The 15,336-nt window shown below is 53.4% G+C and carries 16 protein-coding genes; 7 read left to right on the plus strand and 9 right to left on the minus strand.

The window, feature by feature from the left end; genetic code table 11:
* The first annotated feature begins 76 nt into the window (after positions 1 to 76).
* The gene (locus PDUR_RS06415; protein ID WP_042205548.1) at positions 77 to 2,332 is read left to right on the plus strand and encodes a GH32 C-terminal domain-containing protein; all 2,256 of its coding nucleotides are present in this window, start codon (positions 77 to 79) and stop codon (positions 2,330 to 2,332) included.
* Between the two features lie 24 nt (positions 2,333 to 2,356).
* A complete protein-coding gene (locus tag PDUR_RS06420) occupies positions 2,357 to 3,847 on the plus strand; it encodes a glycoside hydrolase family 32 protein (protein ID WP_042205549.1) in 1,491 nt (496 codons plus the stop codon).
* A gap of 579 nt (positions 3,848 to 4,426) precedes the next feature.
* Here PDUR_RS06420 and PDUR_RS06425 read toward each other — a convergent pair.
* The 5 genes from PDUR_RS06425 to PDUR_RS30045 form a co-directional block, all read right to left on the minus strand.
* On the minus strand, positions 4,427 to 4,675 hold the full coding sequence (locus tag PDUR_RS06425; RefSeq protein WP_042205550.1) for a glutaredoxin family protein: 249 nt from the start codon (positions 4,673 to 4,675) through the stop codon (positions 4,427 to 4,429).
* A complete protein-coding gene (gene ytxJ / locus PDUR_RS06430; RefSeq protein WP_042205551.1) occupies positions 4,672 to 4,998 on the minus strand; it encodes a bacillithiol system redox-active protein YtxJ in 327 nt (108 codons plus the stop codon). The genes PDUR_RS06425 and ytxJ overlap by 4 nt, the downstream gene beginning before the upstream one ends.
* 140 nt (positions 4,999 to 5,138) lie before the next feature.
* The gene (locus tag PDUR_RS06435; protein WP_042205552.1) at positions 5,139 to 5,648 is read right to left on the minus strand and encodes a GNAT family N-acetyltransferase; all 510 of its coding nucleotides are present in this window, start codon (positions 5,646 to 5,648) and stop codon (positions 5,139 to 5,141) included.
* A gap of 225 nt (positions 5,649 to 5,873) precedes the next feature.
* Complete coding sequence (locus tag PDUR_RS30195; protein ID WP_179945183.1) at positions 5,874 to 6,362, minus strand: hypothetical protein; 489 nt, start codon at positions 6,360 to 6,362, stop codon at positions 5,874 to 5,876.
* A 68-nt stretch (positions 6,363 to 6,430) separates the two neighbouring features.
* Positions 6,431 to 6,562, minus strand: a complete 132-nt coding sequence (locus PDUR_RS30045) for a hypothetical protein (protein ID WP_269079202.1) — start codon at positions 6,560 to 6,562, stop codon at positions 6,431 to 6,433.
* 74 nt (positions 6,563 to 6,636) lie between these two features.
* Here PDUR_RS30045 and PDUR_RS06445 point away from each other — a divergent pair, with 74 nt between their 5' ends.
* The 3 genes from PDUR_RS06445 (at position 6,637) to PDUR_RS06455 (ending at position 8,984) form a co-directional block, all read left to right on the plus strand.
* On the plus strand, positions 6,637 to 7,341 hold the full coding sequence (locus PDUR_RS06445; protein ID WP_042205553.1) for an SAM-dependent methyltransferase: 705 nt from the start codon (positions 6,637 to 6,639) through the stop codon (positions 7,339 to 7,341).
* Positions 7,342 to 7,481: 140 nt separating this feature from the next.
* The gene (locus PDUR_RS06450; protein ID WP_052410092.1) at positions 7,482 to 8,381 is read left to right on the plus strand and encodes a L,D-transpeptidase family protein; all 900 of its coding nucleotides are present in this window, start codon (positions 7,482 to 7,484) and stop codon (positions 8,379 to 8,381) included.
* A 162-nt stretch (positions 8,382 to 8,543) separates the two neighbouring features.
* On the plus strand, positions 8,544 to 8,984 hold the full coding sequence (locus PDUR_RS06455) for an RDD family protein (protein WP_042205554.1): 441 nt from the start codon (positions 8,544 to 8,546) through the stop codon (positions 8,982 to 8,984).
* Here PDUR_RS06455 and PDUR_RS06460 read toward each other — a convergent pair.
* Positions 8,975 to 9,802, minus strand: coding sequence for an ATP-grasp domain-containing protein (locus PDUR_RS06460; RefSeq protein WP_042205555.1), 828 nt, complete (start codon positions 9,800 to 9,802; stop codon positions 8,975 to 8,977). The two genes, PDUR_RS06455 and PDUR_RS06460, sit on opposite strands and share 10 nt — an antisense overlap.
* Positions 9,803 to 9,999: 197 nt before the next feature.
* Between PDUR_RS06460 and PDUR_RS06465 the strand changes: the two genes are divergently transcribed.
* Together PDUR_RS06465 and abc-f are read left to right on the plus strand one after the other, a co-directional pair.
* A complete protein-coding gene (locus PDUR_RS06465) occupies positions 10,000 to 11,061 on the plus strand; it encodes a Gfo/Idh/MocA family protein (RefSeq protein WP_042205556.1) in 1,062 nt (353 codons plus the stop codon).
* 519 nt (positions 11,062 to 11,580) lie between these two features.
* Entirely contained in the window at positions 11,581 to 13,416 is a 1,836-nt protein-coding gene (abc-f, locus tag PDUR_RS06470) for a ribosomal protection-like ABC-F family protein (RefSeq protein ID WP_042205557.1), read from the plus strand.
* 109 nt (positions 13,417 to 13,525) lie between these two features.
* Here abc-f and PDUR_RS06475 read toward each other — a convergent pair whose 3' ends face one another.
* The 3 genes from PDUR_RS06475 to PDUR_RS06485 are packed head-to-tail and all read right to left on the minus strand — an operon-like array spanning position 13,526 to position 15,175.
* Positions 13,526 to 13,921, minus strand: a complete 396-nt coding sequence (locus tag PDUR_RS06475; RefSeq protein WP_042205559.1) for an FMN-binding protein — start codon at positions 13,919 to 13,921, stop codon at positions 13,526 to 13,528.
* A 35-nt stretch (positions 13,922 to 13,956) separates the two neighbouring features.
* The gene (locus tag PDUR_RS06480) at positions 13,957 to 14,532 is read right to left on the minus strand and encodes a flavodoxin family protein (protein ID WP_042205560.1); all 576 of its coding nucleotides are present in this window, start codon (positions 14,530 to 14,532) and stop codon (positions 13,957 to 13,959) included.
* The gene (locus PDUR_RS06485; RefSeq protein ID WP_042205561.1) at positions 14,504 to 15,175 is read right to left on the minus strand and encodes a TetR/AcrR family transcriptional regulator; all 672 of its coding nucleotides are present in this window, start codon (positions 15,173 to 15,175) and stop codon (positions 14,504 to 14,506) included. The genes PDUR_RS06480 and PDUR_RS06485 overlap by 29 nt, the downstream gene beginning before the upstream one ends.
* Positions 15,176 to 15,336: the final 161 nt, after the last annotated feature.

Consider the following 15,336-nt stretch of genomic DNA (forward strand, 5'->3'; position numbering starts at 1 on the left):
GCACCTTAGGGCAAGCCGGAACGTCAGAACGCTCTGGCTTGTCTCCTGCTAATAACGCGGAAAGAATGGAGAGAACATGTTGAACGAGCCGATCGCGTACTGGACTTTTGACGAAGGCCGCGGAAATCAAGCGACAGACTCCGTATCCGGTAAAGTCGATACGATACAATTCGCACTCAGCAAGGGACGTTTCCAGGCTCCGAGAGATCCGGTCTGGGCTGCGGGGGTAAAGGGGAAAGCCTTGTCTTTTGACGGTTACTCCACGTTCATCCACCGTCCTGCCCCTCTAGCCGCTCAGCCTTCGGAGAATCTTACCATAACGGCGTGGGTTGCTCCGAGGACGTATGATTACGGGGCAGAGAACCGGCTTTCAGCCATTGTGAACCAGCATAACCGGGAGAGGAAGGAAGGCTATATTTTGGGCCTGTTCAAGCACGGGGCCTGGTCGTTTCAAGCGGGAGCGGACGGCGAATGGCTGGAGACATGGTCTTCCGAGTCGCTTCCACTGCACAGGTGGTCTTTTGTGAGCGCTGTCTTCGCGGGGAGCGAAGGGCGGGTATCGCTGTATCTCAACGGGCGGCTAACGGCGGAGACCGCTGCCGGTCAACCCTTAAAGATCACACCCAGCAGCGCCGATTTGCTCATCGGGCGCAACAATGACGGAGTGATTTTGGCCGAAGCTTTCATTATGAACAACTTTGACGGCTGGATGGACGAGTTGGCCATTTATGACCGGGCGCTGACGGAAGCCGAAATTCATCAGCGGTATGAGCAGGATCTCCGGGGCCATGGCGGCGTTATTCCGCCTATCGACCGCAAGGCTATGGAAATTCCCAGGCAGTATTTCGCCGCTGACCGCCACCGGCCGCAGTATCATATGAATCCGCCCGGACACTGGATGAATGAGCCCCACGCGCCGCTTTATTTTGGGGGCCAGTATCACTTGTTCTACCAGCAAAATCCCCAGGGCCCGTTCTACCATTATATTCACTGGGGTCATGCGGTTAGCCCCGATCTCGTTCACTGGCGGGACTTGCCGACTGCGCTCAGTCCTGAGGCCGGGCTTGACCCGGACGGAATCTGGTCGGGAAGCGCCTCATATGATCCTGTGGGGCTGCCCGTGCTGTTCTATACCATTGGAAATAACGGGGAGACGCCCAATCAGTCGATCGGCCTTGCGAGAAGCTCATTTTCCGAAGACGGCGATATCGATTTGACAAGCTGGATCAAGCATCCCATCCCAATTGTTAGACAGGAGCGGGGAACGGGCTTGTTCGGAGAATTCCGCGATCCTTTTGTCTGGAAAGAAGACGGAATCTATTATATGCTTGTCGGAACGGGGGCGGGCGGGCAGGAGGAGGGCGGGACGGCTCTGGTGTATACCTCCTCCGATATGCTGGACTGGGAATACCGGGGACCTCTGTATATTAGCGACTATGACAAATATCCATATCTCGGGAAAGCCTGGGAGCTTCCGGTCCTGCTTCCGCTCCCGCTTGAAGGGAAAGAAGGAGCCGGCTCGGGCAAGCATGTCCTGCTCATCAGTCCCTGGGGAGAAGGCGCTAAGGTTGAGGTCAACTACTGGATTGGAGCTTGGGACCCTGAAACCTGCAGATTTCATCCGGATCATGAGGAGCCGGGATTGATTGACGTCGGCGATTTTCATTTCACGGGACCCAGCGGCATGGTTGATCCGCGGACCGGACGCTCGCTCGTATTTACGATTGCCCAAGGCGAACGGACGCCGGAAATCGATTATGATTGCGGCTGGGCGCACGGCGCGGGAATGCCGGTATCACTGTATCTGCGGACTGACGGGCGGCTTGGCGTAGAGCCGGTTGAGGAAACCGCGCTGCTCCGGGGAAGACGGCTGTTATCTGCGGCCGGGAGCAGTCTGGAGGAGATCAACCGGCAATTGGCCGGGGTCAGCGGAGACATGCTGGAAATTATACTGAGCTTTAATTCCTGCCAGGCAGAACAGGTCGGCATTTCGCTTCGCCGCTCGCCGGACGGAGCGGAAGAGACGATCATCCGGTTTAACCGCCCGGAGCAGCGGCTTGAGGTTGACCGGACAAACACGACGCTGGACGAGAGGGAGCGGACACGGGGAATTCAGGGAGGCGATCTTCCGATTGGTGAGGAAACCTTACGGCTGCATATTTTTGTCGACCGCTCGCTGATTGAATGCTACGCAGGCGGGCTGAAGAGCCTGACCACCAGAGCTTATCCGTCGCGGCTGGATGCCCTGGGCCTGCTGCTGTGGGCCGACGGCCCGGCGGAACAAATCGATATGGACGTATGGGAGATGGGCCCGGCTTATCCAACCCATTAATACAGAGAAAAAGGAGATGCAGGAGTGTCTACAAAATCATACAGTGAAACGTTCCGCCCGCAATTTCATTATTCGCCGGAGGCGAATTGGCTGAATGATCCCAACGGATTGGTATGGTATGAGGGAGAATATCATCTGTTCTATCAGCATCATCCCCATAGCGCGGTGTGGGGCCCCATGCACTGGGGTCATGCGGTAAGCAAGGACCTGGTCTACTGGGAAGAGCTCCCTATTGCGCTCTTGCCCGATCATAACGGGGCGATCTTCTCGGGAAGCGCGGTTGTGGACTGGCATGATACCACAGGCTTTTTTAATGGAGGCTCCGGCCTGGTGGCGGTATTCACTCATCATGATACGCAGACTCCAAGCGGAGTGCCGCGCCAGAGTCAGAGCCTCGCTTACAGCACGGACAAGGGAAGAACCTGGACGGTGTATGAAGGCAATCCGGTTCTGGAGGATGAGCGGCATGTGGATTACCGCGATCCGAAAGTGTTCTGGGACGGTGAACGTGAACGGTGGGCGATGGTGCTCGCCGTAGGGCAGCGCATTTTGTTCTACCATTCGCCTGATCTGATTCATTGGTCCTTCGGCAGCGAATTCGGCGCGTCGGAAGGCTCGCATGACGGGGTTTGGGAATGTCCTGATCTGTTCAGACTCCCGGTCGATGGTGGCGGCGGTGAATCCAAGTGGGTGCTTATCGTCAGCATTGGACCGAATGATGAACTGGCGGAAGGTTCCCGTACTCAGTATTTTGTTGGTGAATACGACGGCGTCTCCTTTGTGAACGACAACCAGCCGGATACCGTGCTGTGGATGGATCACGGCAGAGACAATTATGCCGGGGTAACCTGGTCTGACGTTCCTCCGCAGGATGGGAGAAGGCTGTTAATCGGCTGGATGAACAACTGGAAGTACGCTAATCTGCTGCCGACGGACACGTGGAGAGGCGCGATGACGCTGCCAAGGGAGCTTGGGCTTGCGGCGAGCGAAGACGGCGTTCGTCTGCGCCAGATGCCAGTACAGGAGCTTGAGGCGCTGAGAGAAAAGGAATTTCGGATTGAACCTGCGGTGATCAATGCCGGGGACGGTAATGTTTTGCAAGATATTCATGGAAGTGTGCTGGAAATTGAAGCGGAAATCAAGCTTACGGGCGCGCCCTTGTTCGGCTTTCGGATTCATAGCTCCAGCGCGGAGGGAACGGTTATCGGTTATGATGCGAGCCGCAGCTATCTGTTCATTGACCGCAGAAATGCCGGTATATCGGACTTTCATCCTGATTTCTCCTGCGAGCACGGAGCGGACCTGAAGCCCTCCGGCGATATGATCAAGCTTCGGATATTTGCCGACCATTCCTCTGTTGAAGTGTTCGCGGGCGACGGGCGTGTTGCGCTGACGGACCAGGTTTTTCCGGACCCGGAGCATCAGGAGCTGGAGCTGTACGTTCAAGAGGGAAGCATTGAAATCATCTCTTTGCGCGTATATGGCTTGAAATCCATTTGGGACTCTTCAAAATAAAGGGCGAAACCATCCCTAAAGACGGCAAACGAAGGGGCGTTCCATAAGCCATAGAAATGGCTGCTGGGGCGCCCTTTTATTTAGGCTGACCCGGGGAAATCGCTTACGAAATGATGGACGGAGAACATCCCGATGCATTCCCACCCGAGTTGAAGCGGGACAGTGCAAAAACCTGAAATAGTGCATCTTTGGGTCGCCTGAGAAGACCTGTTCTATAACGTGCCTGCAAAAATACACTCTTTTTCCCGTTCCGCTTCAAATTCAGTCAGAACAGCCTCAAATCCCTGTATAATTGCAGGATTTCCCGGTGAATAAACGCTTTGGATTAAAAAAAGCTGCATTTTAGCTGTTTTGCAAGAATGCTGAACTACAGTCACACTCAACCCGATCTCGTTCCCCAACCTAATGCTGGAGAAATTGTCCTAATTCCTACAACGAAAGCCGGCAAGCCTTTCGATAACCGAAAGACCTGCCAGCTTCTTAACTTTTCTTTCCCATTCTGAATAGAGAAGGCGCTCTTGTCTCTAGGAATATCCTCTTTTGGGACAGCCTCTTGATTATTTGGAAGAACGCTCAAACTTATTTCTTCAATCCTGCCTCGGCAATCAGTTCCTTCAGTTCGCCGTGGTTAAAGCCTTTGACCGCTCTGCCGCCCGCTACGGTAACCGGAATGCCCATGAAGCCGAGACGTTCCACTTCCTGCTGATAAGCCTCGCTTGCCATAATATCCCTGACCTCGAACGGGACGCCCTCACCCTGAAGCATTTGTTTCACCCGGCTGCAATCGCCGCAGCCCTCGGTGGAGTAGACGATCACTTGGGAACTCATTGGCTTACAGCTTCTTTAATGCTCGATTGCGTAATTTTCCAGTGGGAGGTATTCCAGCGCACAGCGCCATCCTCAAGCAGGAAGATTTGCGGAGACTCATGCTTGATGCCGAAATCTTCGGCGATTTTGTTAGACACCGGACGGTCCTCGATCACGAGCACGACGGCGGCGTCGGTATCATTGTCTTTCAGATAGGACTGGAACTCTTCATACGCTTTTGCGCTGATCGGACAGGTAGTGCTATGCTTGAACAGCAGCTTCTTTCCGGACTTTGCAATATACTGCTCCAGTTCCTCGGCGGAGTGGAGTTGTTGAATGGACATGGTATCACACCTTCCTAAATATAGTTGCTAATCAACCGTAATTGTACCTTAGATTGTAACATGTTTCAAAATTAAAGCAATCGTTGTTACAGCCTAAAGACAGCGGTAATATGTCTTGGTACAGCATGGTAATCGCCCATTCAGAGCTTCTTGTAATAAAACATCGTCTCATGCAGTTCCCCATCTGCCGACCGGGCATAATCCGGAATTCTGCCGGCTTCCACATACCTGAGCGATTGATACAGCAGGTTGGACGGATCGCCTGCGCGGGTATCAAGCACAAGCAGCGTTCGGCCCTCCGCTGACGCGTACGCTTCGGCCGTTTCCATCAATAGGCGGGCAATGCCCCGGCGGCGGCGCTCCGGATGTACCATCAGCTTGGCAATCTCCGCGCGGTGCAGTCCGTTCGGTTTCAGGGCTAGATGGAGCTGCACGCTTCCGGCAATTCCGCCTTCATCCCAAGCGGCCCATAATATAACGCCCTCACCGGGTACGCCCCGCCAATACTCTACAGCTTCCGCTTCGGAAAGCGGCGGCAAAAAACCGACGGATGCTCCGTCTTCTACCACCCCGGTCAGCAGCCTGGCCAGCTCCCGTTCCAATCCTTCGTCTATTGCGCCGATTTGTTCTATCCGAATCTCGGTTGTCATTAGCGCTGTCTCCTCTCTCGCCAGTCGGTCTAATCGGAAATGATTGTATACGCTACCCATTATACCGGGGGATGAAGAAGTTACCAAACCTAATTGCCAGGGCTGCGGCAGGGGGCGGTCAGTCGGATAAGCTGATAAAGTGAAAAAAACAGGGACCGCCCCGGCCTTGTAGCCGAGAGGACAGTCCCTGTCAGATGCCGGGTCTTCAGGCCGGCCGCGATTCTATTACTGGAAGTTCCGGTTTTGGTTGGCGGAGAATTGTCCCGGTGCTTGAATGCCAGTGCCAAAGGAAGATGCCCCGGTGAACGACGATCCGATAGGCGCAGATCCGGTGAATGATGTCCCGATAGGCGCAGATCCGATCGAAGAAGATCCTATTGGAGAACCGAAAGAGCGGGTCGCAGGGTTTTGGAACCCAGGTTGGTTGTATGCCGAACCAAATGTGCCGATTTGAGCCGGTTGCTGCTCCACTTGACGGAATACTTGGGAGATTTGCTGCAATTGCTGAATGGCTGTTTGGTGGCCTTGCAGAACGGTCTGAATCGTTTGAGCCGCTCTACGCTCACGGTTGGCCAGTTCCTCGAGCTGTCTTGCGTTTTGTTCTTCTTGCTGCAGAAGTTGTTGATACATTTGGCTGGATTGCTGTGTTTCGTTGATCAGCCGTTGAACAAGCTGCTCACCTTGATTGATTTGATTGGAAAGGTTCGTATTCAATGTTGTATCCTCCTTGTGGAATTAATTGATAACCGAAAATTATTATGCTTTGGCTACATGTAAATTATTCATTCATCTTCCAGAAGAACGTTTGTAATTCCGTCCGTTTCCAATGCGGCGAAGCGGCCTATGATGTCAATGACAATATTTTGAAAATTGGGCTGAATATTTCGCAGAATTAGTAAGAATCCGGCTGCCATTGTAGCCCTCATATGGTAAAGTTGAGGAAGCGGCCGTAAGCCGCTATAGACGAGACGAGCTGAGAAAGGAAGAGATGAGATTGAGCCTAGAAGAGAACAGACTGGATTTAAGCCGCATTGTGTTTATCGGAAGAACCTTTGAGGAGTATATGGCGATGTTCGGCCTGTCCGAAGAGGAACTGAAAGGACGGACCGTTCTGGATTGTCCGGGAGGCGCATGCGCGTTCACGGCGCGGGCGAATGTCCTTGGAGCAGAGGCAGTGTCGGCTGATATTGCCTATTATTTCCCGCCACTCCCCCTTGAGGAGAAAGGGCTGGAGGATATCAAGCATGTGATGAACCAATTGGAAAAAGCGCAGGCTGGATTCAAATGGGACTATTTCTCCTCTGCCGAGGAGCTAAGGGCCCATAGAAGCCGAGCTCTAGAGGAATGTATCGCCGACCTTAAGCGTTACCCTGACCGTTATGTTCCGGCAGTACTGCCGGTACTGCCGTTTGAAGACGGCCGGTTCGATCTGACGCTGTCCGCGCATTTTTTGTTCATGTACGGCGACCGGCTTGATTATGACTTTCATCTGAAGTCGCTGCGTGAGCTGTTGCGTGTGACCCGAAACGAACTTCGCATTTATCCGCTGGTCGGTCTGTCGGGTGAACGGTACGCGCAGATGGACGATCTGCTGAAGCAAATTCGGGAAGAAGGCTGCACGGCCGAGGAAGTACAGGTCCCTTACGAGTTTCAAAAAGGTACGGGCCGCATGCTGAGAATTATCAAGGGCTGACGCATAGATAACGGGCAATCCGGTCTCCGGTGAGGAGGCCGGAATTTTTTTTGCGCGAAGGTGGAAACATTTTCCTCCGGAATCCGTTAATAAAATAAAGAGATGCAAATTTAGCAGTCATAGGCTGGAGGGGAACATGAATGAAAAATAACATGGGAGAGGTTCATAGGGGAAGGGGCTGGCGGACAACGCTCAGTCTGATGCTTGCGCTTATTCTGCTGTGTACCGGCATTTTTGCGGGAGAGGCGGATGCGGCTGGCACACAAATGCTCGTGATTAACAAAAAGGTCAACAAGCTGGCCTTCTTCGACGGCGGCAAGCTGGTTAAGGTATTCCCGGTGGCTACCGGCAGGGAGCAGAGTCTGACTCCGGAAGGCAGCTTCAAGATTGTCAATAAAATCAAAAACCGGCCTTACTACAAAGATCATATTCCCGGCGGCGATCCCGCCAATCCGCTCGGCGACCGCTGGCTTGGGCTGGATGCCTTAGGCACAAGGGGAACGACTTACGCGATTCACGGCAACAACAGAGAGTCTTCAATCGGCAAGTATGTAAGCGCCGGATGCATCAGGATGCATAACGATGACATCCATTGGCTGTTCCCTCGGGTCATGAAAAATACGACGGTGGTCATCACCTCCTCGGCGCTTGACATGGAAAGCATTGCGCGGAAATACGGTTATGTTCTGGGGACGAATACATTTGCCGGAACCATAGTTGTTAACGGCGGGGCAACGAAGCTGAGCCAGCCCTTCATCCTGGAGAATTCCCGCGTGTATGTTCCGCTGAGAGAGACCGCATCCGTGCTCGGAGCAAAGCTGGGGCTGGATTCCGAAGGAGCGCTGACGATCACGATGGGCAGCCGCGCAGCATCGCATAAGCCGCTGGCTGACTACGCCACTGTGAACGGGGCGAAGGTTGCCATTCTGGCGTCGCGCAATGAGAACGGGACCCTAATGATCCCGCTGAGCAGCGTTCCGCTGTTGTTCGGCGTTCAGATCAAGTGGACCGGGTCGAGCAGCACTGTTACGATTTTATAAGCATACACTTCCATAAGCTGATTTAAAAAAGCTGGCCCGAATGACGGACCGGCTTTTTTTCAGGTGATTCGTAACATGTGTAACTGCCGCCAAGGATGGTTCTGTGCTACTATTATTTCCAGAAAATTGATTCTATTTACGCATTTAGAAAGGAGTTTTAGATTGAACCAAAGGAACGCAGGCTTTTGGATTAGACTTGGTGCCCTATTGTTGGACGGTCTCATTTTGGCGCTTCCGGCAGCGATTATCTACTTTCTCATAACGGGAGGAGAGAGAGGGAGTGTATCGGAGCGGGATGTTGTAAGAAACATTCTGACCATTGGCTATACTGTGTTGGTGCCGGTGCTCTGGAATGGCCGCACGATCGGCAAAAGAATATGCAAAATCCGCATCCAAAAGCTGGACGGAACTTCTCCCGGAATTGGAACGATGATTATACGGAACGGGCTGTGCTCGCTGCTGTACAGCTATACTTACGGGATTGCCATTTTGATCAGCATTGTGATGATAGTTGTCCGAAAGGACCGGAGGGCGATTCACGATTTCGCTGCCGGAACGGAAGTTGTGTATGACGATCCTTGGGCAATAGAGAATCAGGCCTGAAGAGCTTTTTGCAGCGAGTGCTTGAAATTTTCAACGAACTTTTGACGAATGTCCGGTTGTAATTCCAGCAGGGAGAGATAGGGATTCAAATCTTCAAGTTCGACCAGCAGAAGCTCTCCTTGTTTCGTCCGACACGCATCCACGCGCTGGATTCCCCAAGCCAGGTTATTCCACTCGATGAACCGATTCGCGAATTTCAAATCCTCTGCAGTCGGGACATACTCCGTTAGCATCCATCTCTTCTGCTTGTCCGGCGCATACAGCGCGTATTGAAACTCATGATCGATGAAATAAAAAGATACTTCATATTCGAAATCGATGAACGGCTGAATCAGGATATTCCGGTCTTCACCGGCACTAAGTTTGGATGTCAGCTCATTTGAGGATATACGCTCTAGACCGATGGAGTCGGCTCCGTCCTTCGGTTTGGAAATATAAGTCCCGGCATCCGGCAGTTTCTCTATCCACTTCACATCATCTATGGTCGGTATGACGGGATATCCCGCCTTCGTAAGCTCCAATAGATAGTCTTTTCCGTTCATATCGCCCTTGCCGTCAAATGAATTATAGGTTTTGTATCGGTTCGCAGCAGCTCTTTCCCGAAAAGCCAGATACTCGTCCTTGAAATTTGCAACGGGTCCGGCGTTTCGAATCACGATGAGATCATAATGCTTCTCAAAAGCATGGATGTCCTGCGGGTGACAGATCGTGAGCGCGAAGGATTCTCTAAGCTGTGAAGTCAGAAACAAATCCTCTTCATAATAATTTCGTCCTTTGGCGGGGTAATATAGATCGGTGACAAATAATATAGTTTTCATTTGCGCCTGCGCCCTTCCACTATGTAATCCGGTATCGTTCATTATAATGTAAAAGGACGGGAAGACTAAACGCTATCCGTAATTTTTTGCTGACGAGCGCTATTCCTGTATGAATGAAAACGGTGTAGAATGTAGGGGGATGAAAATCGAACCTGCGGCTATTTGCAGCAGCACACGCGGAAAGGGAAGGATAAACTATGGAACAGAACAAATATAGCCTTGTCATCGTCGGTTTCGGGGGAATGGGCAGCTATCATGTGCAGTTGATCGAACCGTGCGAGCGGCTGGCGGTAACCGGTGTGTATGATGTGGTCGACTATCGGCTGGAACTCGGTGCAGCCAAGGGCTTTAAGACTTATGACAGTCTGGAAGCGGTGTTATCCGATGAAACGGTAGATGTTGTGTTGATTGCGACGCCCAACGATGTACATAAGGATATTGCGATCCGGGCGCTTACGGCCGGCAAGCATGTGATCTGCGAGAAGCCGGTAACCGTAGACAGCGCGGACCTTAGTGATATTTTGGAAGTGGCAAAAGAAACCGACCGCGTCTTTATGGTGCACCAGAACCGCCGCTGGGACGAAGATTTCCTTATTATCCAGGACCTGATCGAGAAGAAAAAGATCGGTGAGGTGTTCCATCTGGAGTCCCGCGTGCAGGGGGCCAACGGTATTCCCGGCGACTGGCGCCAGCTCAAGGCGTATGGCGGCGGCATGCTGCTGGATTGGGGCGTCCATTTGCTTGATCAGCTCCTGCTGCTCACCGGCAGCAAGATCGACAGCGTCACCGCCGAATTAAGCACGATTCTCGGCACCGAGGTGGATGACGGATTTACCAGCTTTATCCGGTTCAAAGACGGCCTGACCGCTGTGATCGAGGTCGGAACGACCAACTTCATTAAGCTGCCCCGGTGGTACGTAAAGGGCACGGAAGGAACCGCTATTATCCGCGATTGGGATCTCAGCGGGGAGATTGTGGTGAACAATCCGGATGTCGCCAAGGTCGAGCCGAAGCCGATTCAGGCGGGACAAGGGCTTACGAAGACGATGGCTCCGCCCTCGGAGGAATCTACGCTGCGCCTGCCGATCGAGAAGGCTCAGAGCACGAAGCAGAGCTTCTATGATAACTTTGTCTCGGTGATTGAAGGCAAGAGCGAGCCTTTGGTCAAGAACGAGGAGGTCCACCGTGTACTGCGGTTGATCGAGACGATTTTTGAAGCGGCGGAGAAGCGGGCCGTCCTTAAAGACCTGGAGCTGTAAGCTCTCCTGCCCGAAGCCCCCCGGTCTTGCCAGCCGGGTCTTCGCTGCCCTATAATAGCTTTAGATTTCAAATTCGGACAATTGATGGAGGATCTTCCCTACGATGAAGAAATAATACGTCTCCTTATAAGACCAGCCAACTTGTGATTAGCGATATGCACAAGCCGCAGTGCGCCCATCATTGGGCGGACGGTCAGGGATACGTATGTCTTCGGGAAGATCCAAGGATCGGTAAACGTTTCGTTCAAAAAGGCCAAAGAACAGCTTGCCAGGGATAGCCCGGATGTATGGATTATACGGGTAAACCCTGACCCGGGCTTAAATGGGATCTGCCGTGATTAACTCTGTTAATGGCTGCATTCCGCCCGGCAATGAACTTGTTCATGGCTGGTCGCCGCTTTGCGGGAGGCCTGCCATCGGCTATAGCGAACCGTGCCATCCGTCTTCCTTTCATACGATATTTTTGACCGCAGCGGCAGCTGCGGTTTTTATTTTGGTATGAATTCGGAGGGATGGACAATGCCGGTATTGCATGTGAAAGAGATATCCAAGGAATGGAACGGGAACACCTTGTTCCGGAATATATCGTTTGAACTGGCCGAGGGAGAGCGGATGGCGCTCTTCGGACGCAATGGAGCGGGCAAGACGACGCTGCTGAAGGGGCTGCTGGGAGCTGTGACTTTTGAGTCGGGGGCGGTATTCCGCGGCCTGCCCGTCAAAGAATGGGGGCTGCTGGATCAGCAGCTTGACCCAGGGGAAGGAATGACCGCCCGCCGGCTGGTGCTGGACGGGAACGCCGAGGCGGCGCAGCTTAAGGTCCGGCTGGAACGTCTGGGCAGCAGACTCCAAAGCGGCGGCAGAGCGGATAAGACCGTACTGGACGAATACGGCGAAGCCTATGAGCACTATCTTCGGCTGGACGGCTACGGCTGGGAGGCGAAGGCGGAAAAAGCGCTGCGGCAGCTGAATCTTCCGCAGGAGGTATGGGATCTGCCTTACCGGTCTTTGAGCGGCGGGCAGAAGACGCGGGCGCAGCTCGCCCGGCTGCTTGCCCGGCAGCCGCGATTGCTGCTGCTGGATGAGCCGACCAACCATCTTGACGCCGACACGATGGAATGGCTGGAGGAGTGGGTGTCCGGCTATTCCGGCACTGTGCTGTACGTCTCGCACGACCGTCGATTTATCGATCGCACGGCGACTTCCGTGCTGGAGCTTAGGCCGGACGGCTGCAGACGATATCCCGGAGGGTACACGCAGTACCGCGAGCAGAAGGCTGTGGAAGCCAGGGAGCTGGAGGCGCGGTACAGAAGACAGGAGCTGGAAAAGAAGAAGCTGGAGGAAGCCATCCGGCGTTACGCGGAATGGTTCCAGCAGGCGCACCGCGCCGCCGGGCAGAACGATTTCCTGCGGTCGAAATCGAAGAAGAACGTCTCTCGGCTGCATGCAAAGGAATCAGCGCTGGATCGGCTGAACCGGGACCGCACGGCGGAGCCCCGGGAGAGCGCCAAGCTGAACATGCGGCTTACGGGAGGGGAATTCTCAGCCGGGACCTTGCTTAGGACGGAGCACGCGGAGTTTGCGTACCCGGGCGGGAGTCCACTGCTTGAGAACTTCAGCCTTTCGGTCCGCCGGTGCGACCGGATCGGCGTGATCGGGCCGAACGGGTCCGGCAAGTCGACGCTGCTGAAGCTGCTGGCGGGAATTTATGCGCCAACTGGCGGGACGGTCGCTCTGCATCCGCAGACAACGGTCGGATATTTTGCCCAGGAGCTGGAGCAGCTCGATCTCTCCTCTACCATTTTGGACAGTCTGCTTCAGCTTCCGGAAATGACGGTGACGGAAGCAAGGACGATTTTGGGCTGCTTTTTATTTACGCGGGACGATGCCTTCAAGCTTATCGGCAGCTTAAGCCTCGGCGAGAAATGCCGCGTCGCCTTCCTGCGGCTCTACTTCGGCAGGGCGAATCTGCTGGTGCTGGACGAACCGACCAATTACCTCGATATCGATACTAGAGAAGTTATAGAGGAAGCTCTAAAATCTTATCCCGGCGCGCTGCTGCTCGTCACGCATGACCGGTATTTGCTGTCGAGTATCGCGAACCGGCTGATCGTGCTTGAGCGCGGACGCTTCCCGAGGCAGTTCCCCGGCACCTATGAGGAGTATCTGTCCAAAGACCGGGAACACACAATGACGGAACGGGAACGGGCCGCAGAAGATGAGCTTGGCGTGCTGAAGCTGCGGCTGACGCAGCTCATTCAGGCGGAAACACCGGAGAGCGACGACGAGAACATGGCGCTGCTGGAGGAGATTAAGCGGCTCCGCCGGCGGATTGGGGAGCTGGAGAAGAAGGGATAAAATGAGCTGCTGTTAATACAAGAAGCTGCCTCGCCGTTATTAGGCTGAAGGCAGCTTCGTGTTGTTCGGAGCCCGGCAGGTCTGCTTGGCGGAAGGTATGTTGAAAGGATTATTTCTCGCCTTGAACCAGCGCTATCTCCACCGCCTTTTTCAAGACCTTGCTGGAATTACTCGCACCGCTGACGGCATCCACATCAAGCGTTTGTTTATCAACGATTTCTTTAAGAATGACTTCGGCGGGAACGCCATGCCCGTTCTTATGCTTCAGCAGGTCGATCTTGGTCACTTTACCGTTCTGCACGCTAACCTGAACTTTGGCGTCGATAAAGCGCACATCGTATTCTCCCACGTAGGTGCCATCGGCGAGAGTAGAGAAGGGGATATTGGATATGGTGAGATTCTTAATCTTGTCTTGATAGCTGTTGACCTGATACAGATAAGTAAGCCCCCAGCCGGCCCCCACGAGCAAAATAAGAGCAGCTACTATCAGTAGTTTCTTCTTCACAACTTAACCTCCCTGAATGAAATGACTGTATGGTATTAGAAAAAGCTTTCGATTCGCGAAGCCAGCCTGGCTGGAACTTCCGTCAGCTTCTTGGCGCCCGGACAGACGATCTTGCCCCTGCAGGTCATGCCCGAAATACGGAAGAACTCGCTCATGGCGGCGAGACAGGACGAGCTTTGGCCCAGCAGCTGGTTCAGCGGAAACGGCGTATTGCACGCGGTCATCAGCAGGTACTGCTGGCTGTTGGACAGCGTCGGTTTCGGAGCAAGCCCAGCGCCGCTGCGGTCCATCGCCTTGCTTGCCAGCCTGTCGAATAGGAGCTTGACTTGGCCCGGCACATTGGCGTAATACGTAGGCGCGGACAGAATAACGAGGTCGCTGAAAGCCAGCTTTACCCATAAATCGGCAAGCTCGCCGCTGGGAGGGCATACTCCGTTTGCCCGGCAATCCGGACAGCCTTTGCAGGCGGATATGTCCATCTTATATAAATCGCAGATGTCTGTGTCCCAGCCCGCTTTCGCAGCCGCCTGTACGGCAATTTGCAGCATCTTCGACGTTAATCCGTCCGGCCTGGGGCCGCCTTTAATGGCCAGCAGCCGTTTCGTCGGCATCTTGAACCTCCTTTGCGATCATGCGCAGCAGCAGATTGCAGCCGTATTCCAGCAGCCCAATCGTTGTTGCGCCCATCGTTTCGGAGATATAGCTGCTTTTGCGGTGCGCCACCATTATGAGCGAGGACAGGCTGCTCCAATAGATCAGAATGGTTTCCTTGATCCGCGAGTCCGGGTTAACGGCTCCTTCCGCGATTCCCTGACGGATTATAACCTCTAGAATAGCGTTAATCTCTTCCCCGACATTGAAAATATCTCTCTTCACCTCTGGCAAATCCCGGCTGTCCATCGGTTGGGTCTGGAAATCGACAATGCCGGCGAAAAGGTAGGGAGAGGACTCATAGAACGTAATCAGACTGTCGCATAGAGCGTGATATTTGGAAAAAAAATCCCCCTGGCCATCTAGACTATGCAGGATATGCTCCTTAAGCTGCATAAATCCCTTCAGTACGATCCGGCCATGAATCTCCTCCTTGCTTGGAAACTGAATGTATACTGTGCGTTTGCTGTATTCGGCGCTCTTGGCGATATCATCCATCGTCGTCGCCGCAAAGCCTTTTTCCGCGAATAGTTCCTCCGCCGCACGGAGAATATTCTCTTGATGCAGGCTTGCAATAGCCTCTTTGCGCTTTGTACGGTCCAACAGTGTTAAACCTCCAGTTCTAAAAGTAAACTATTAGTCTACTTGAATGGTATCATCTTTTTTTCAAGGTGTAAATCCATTTTTTCACATTTAATTTTCGCTTTACATTTCACATCGTTTTCAATTTACATTTCACCTCCGTTTTGACAGGAGCGGGTAGA

The sequence above is a fragment of the Paenibacillus durus genome (assembly GCF_000756615.1).
GTDB classification, from domain to species: Bacteria; Bacillota; Bacilli; order Paenibacillales; family Paenibacillaceae; genus Paenibacillus_AQ; species Paenibacillus_AQ durus.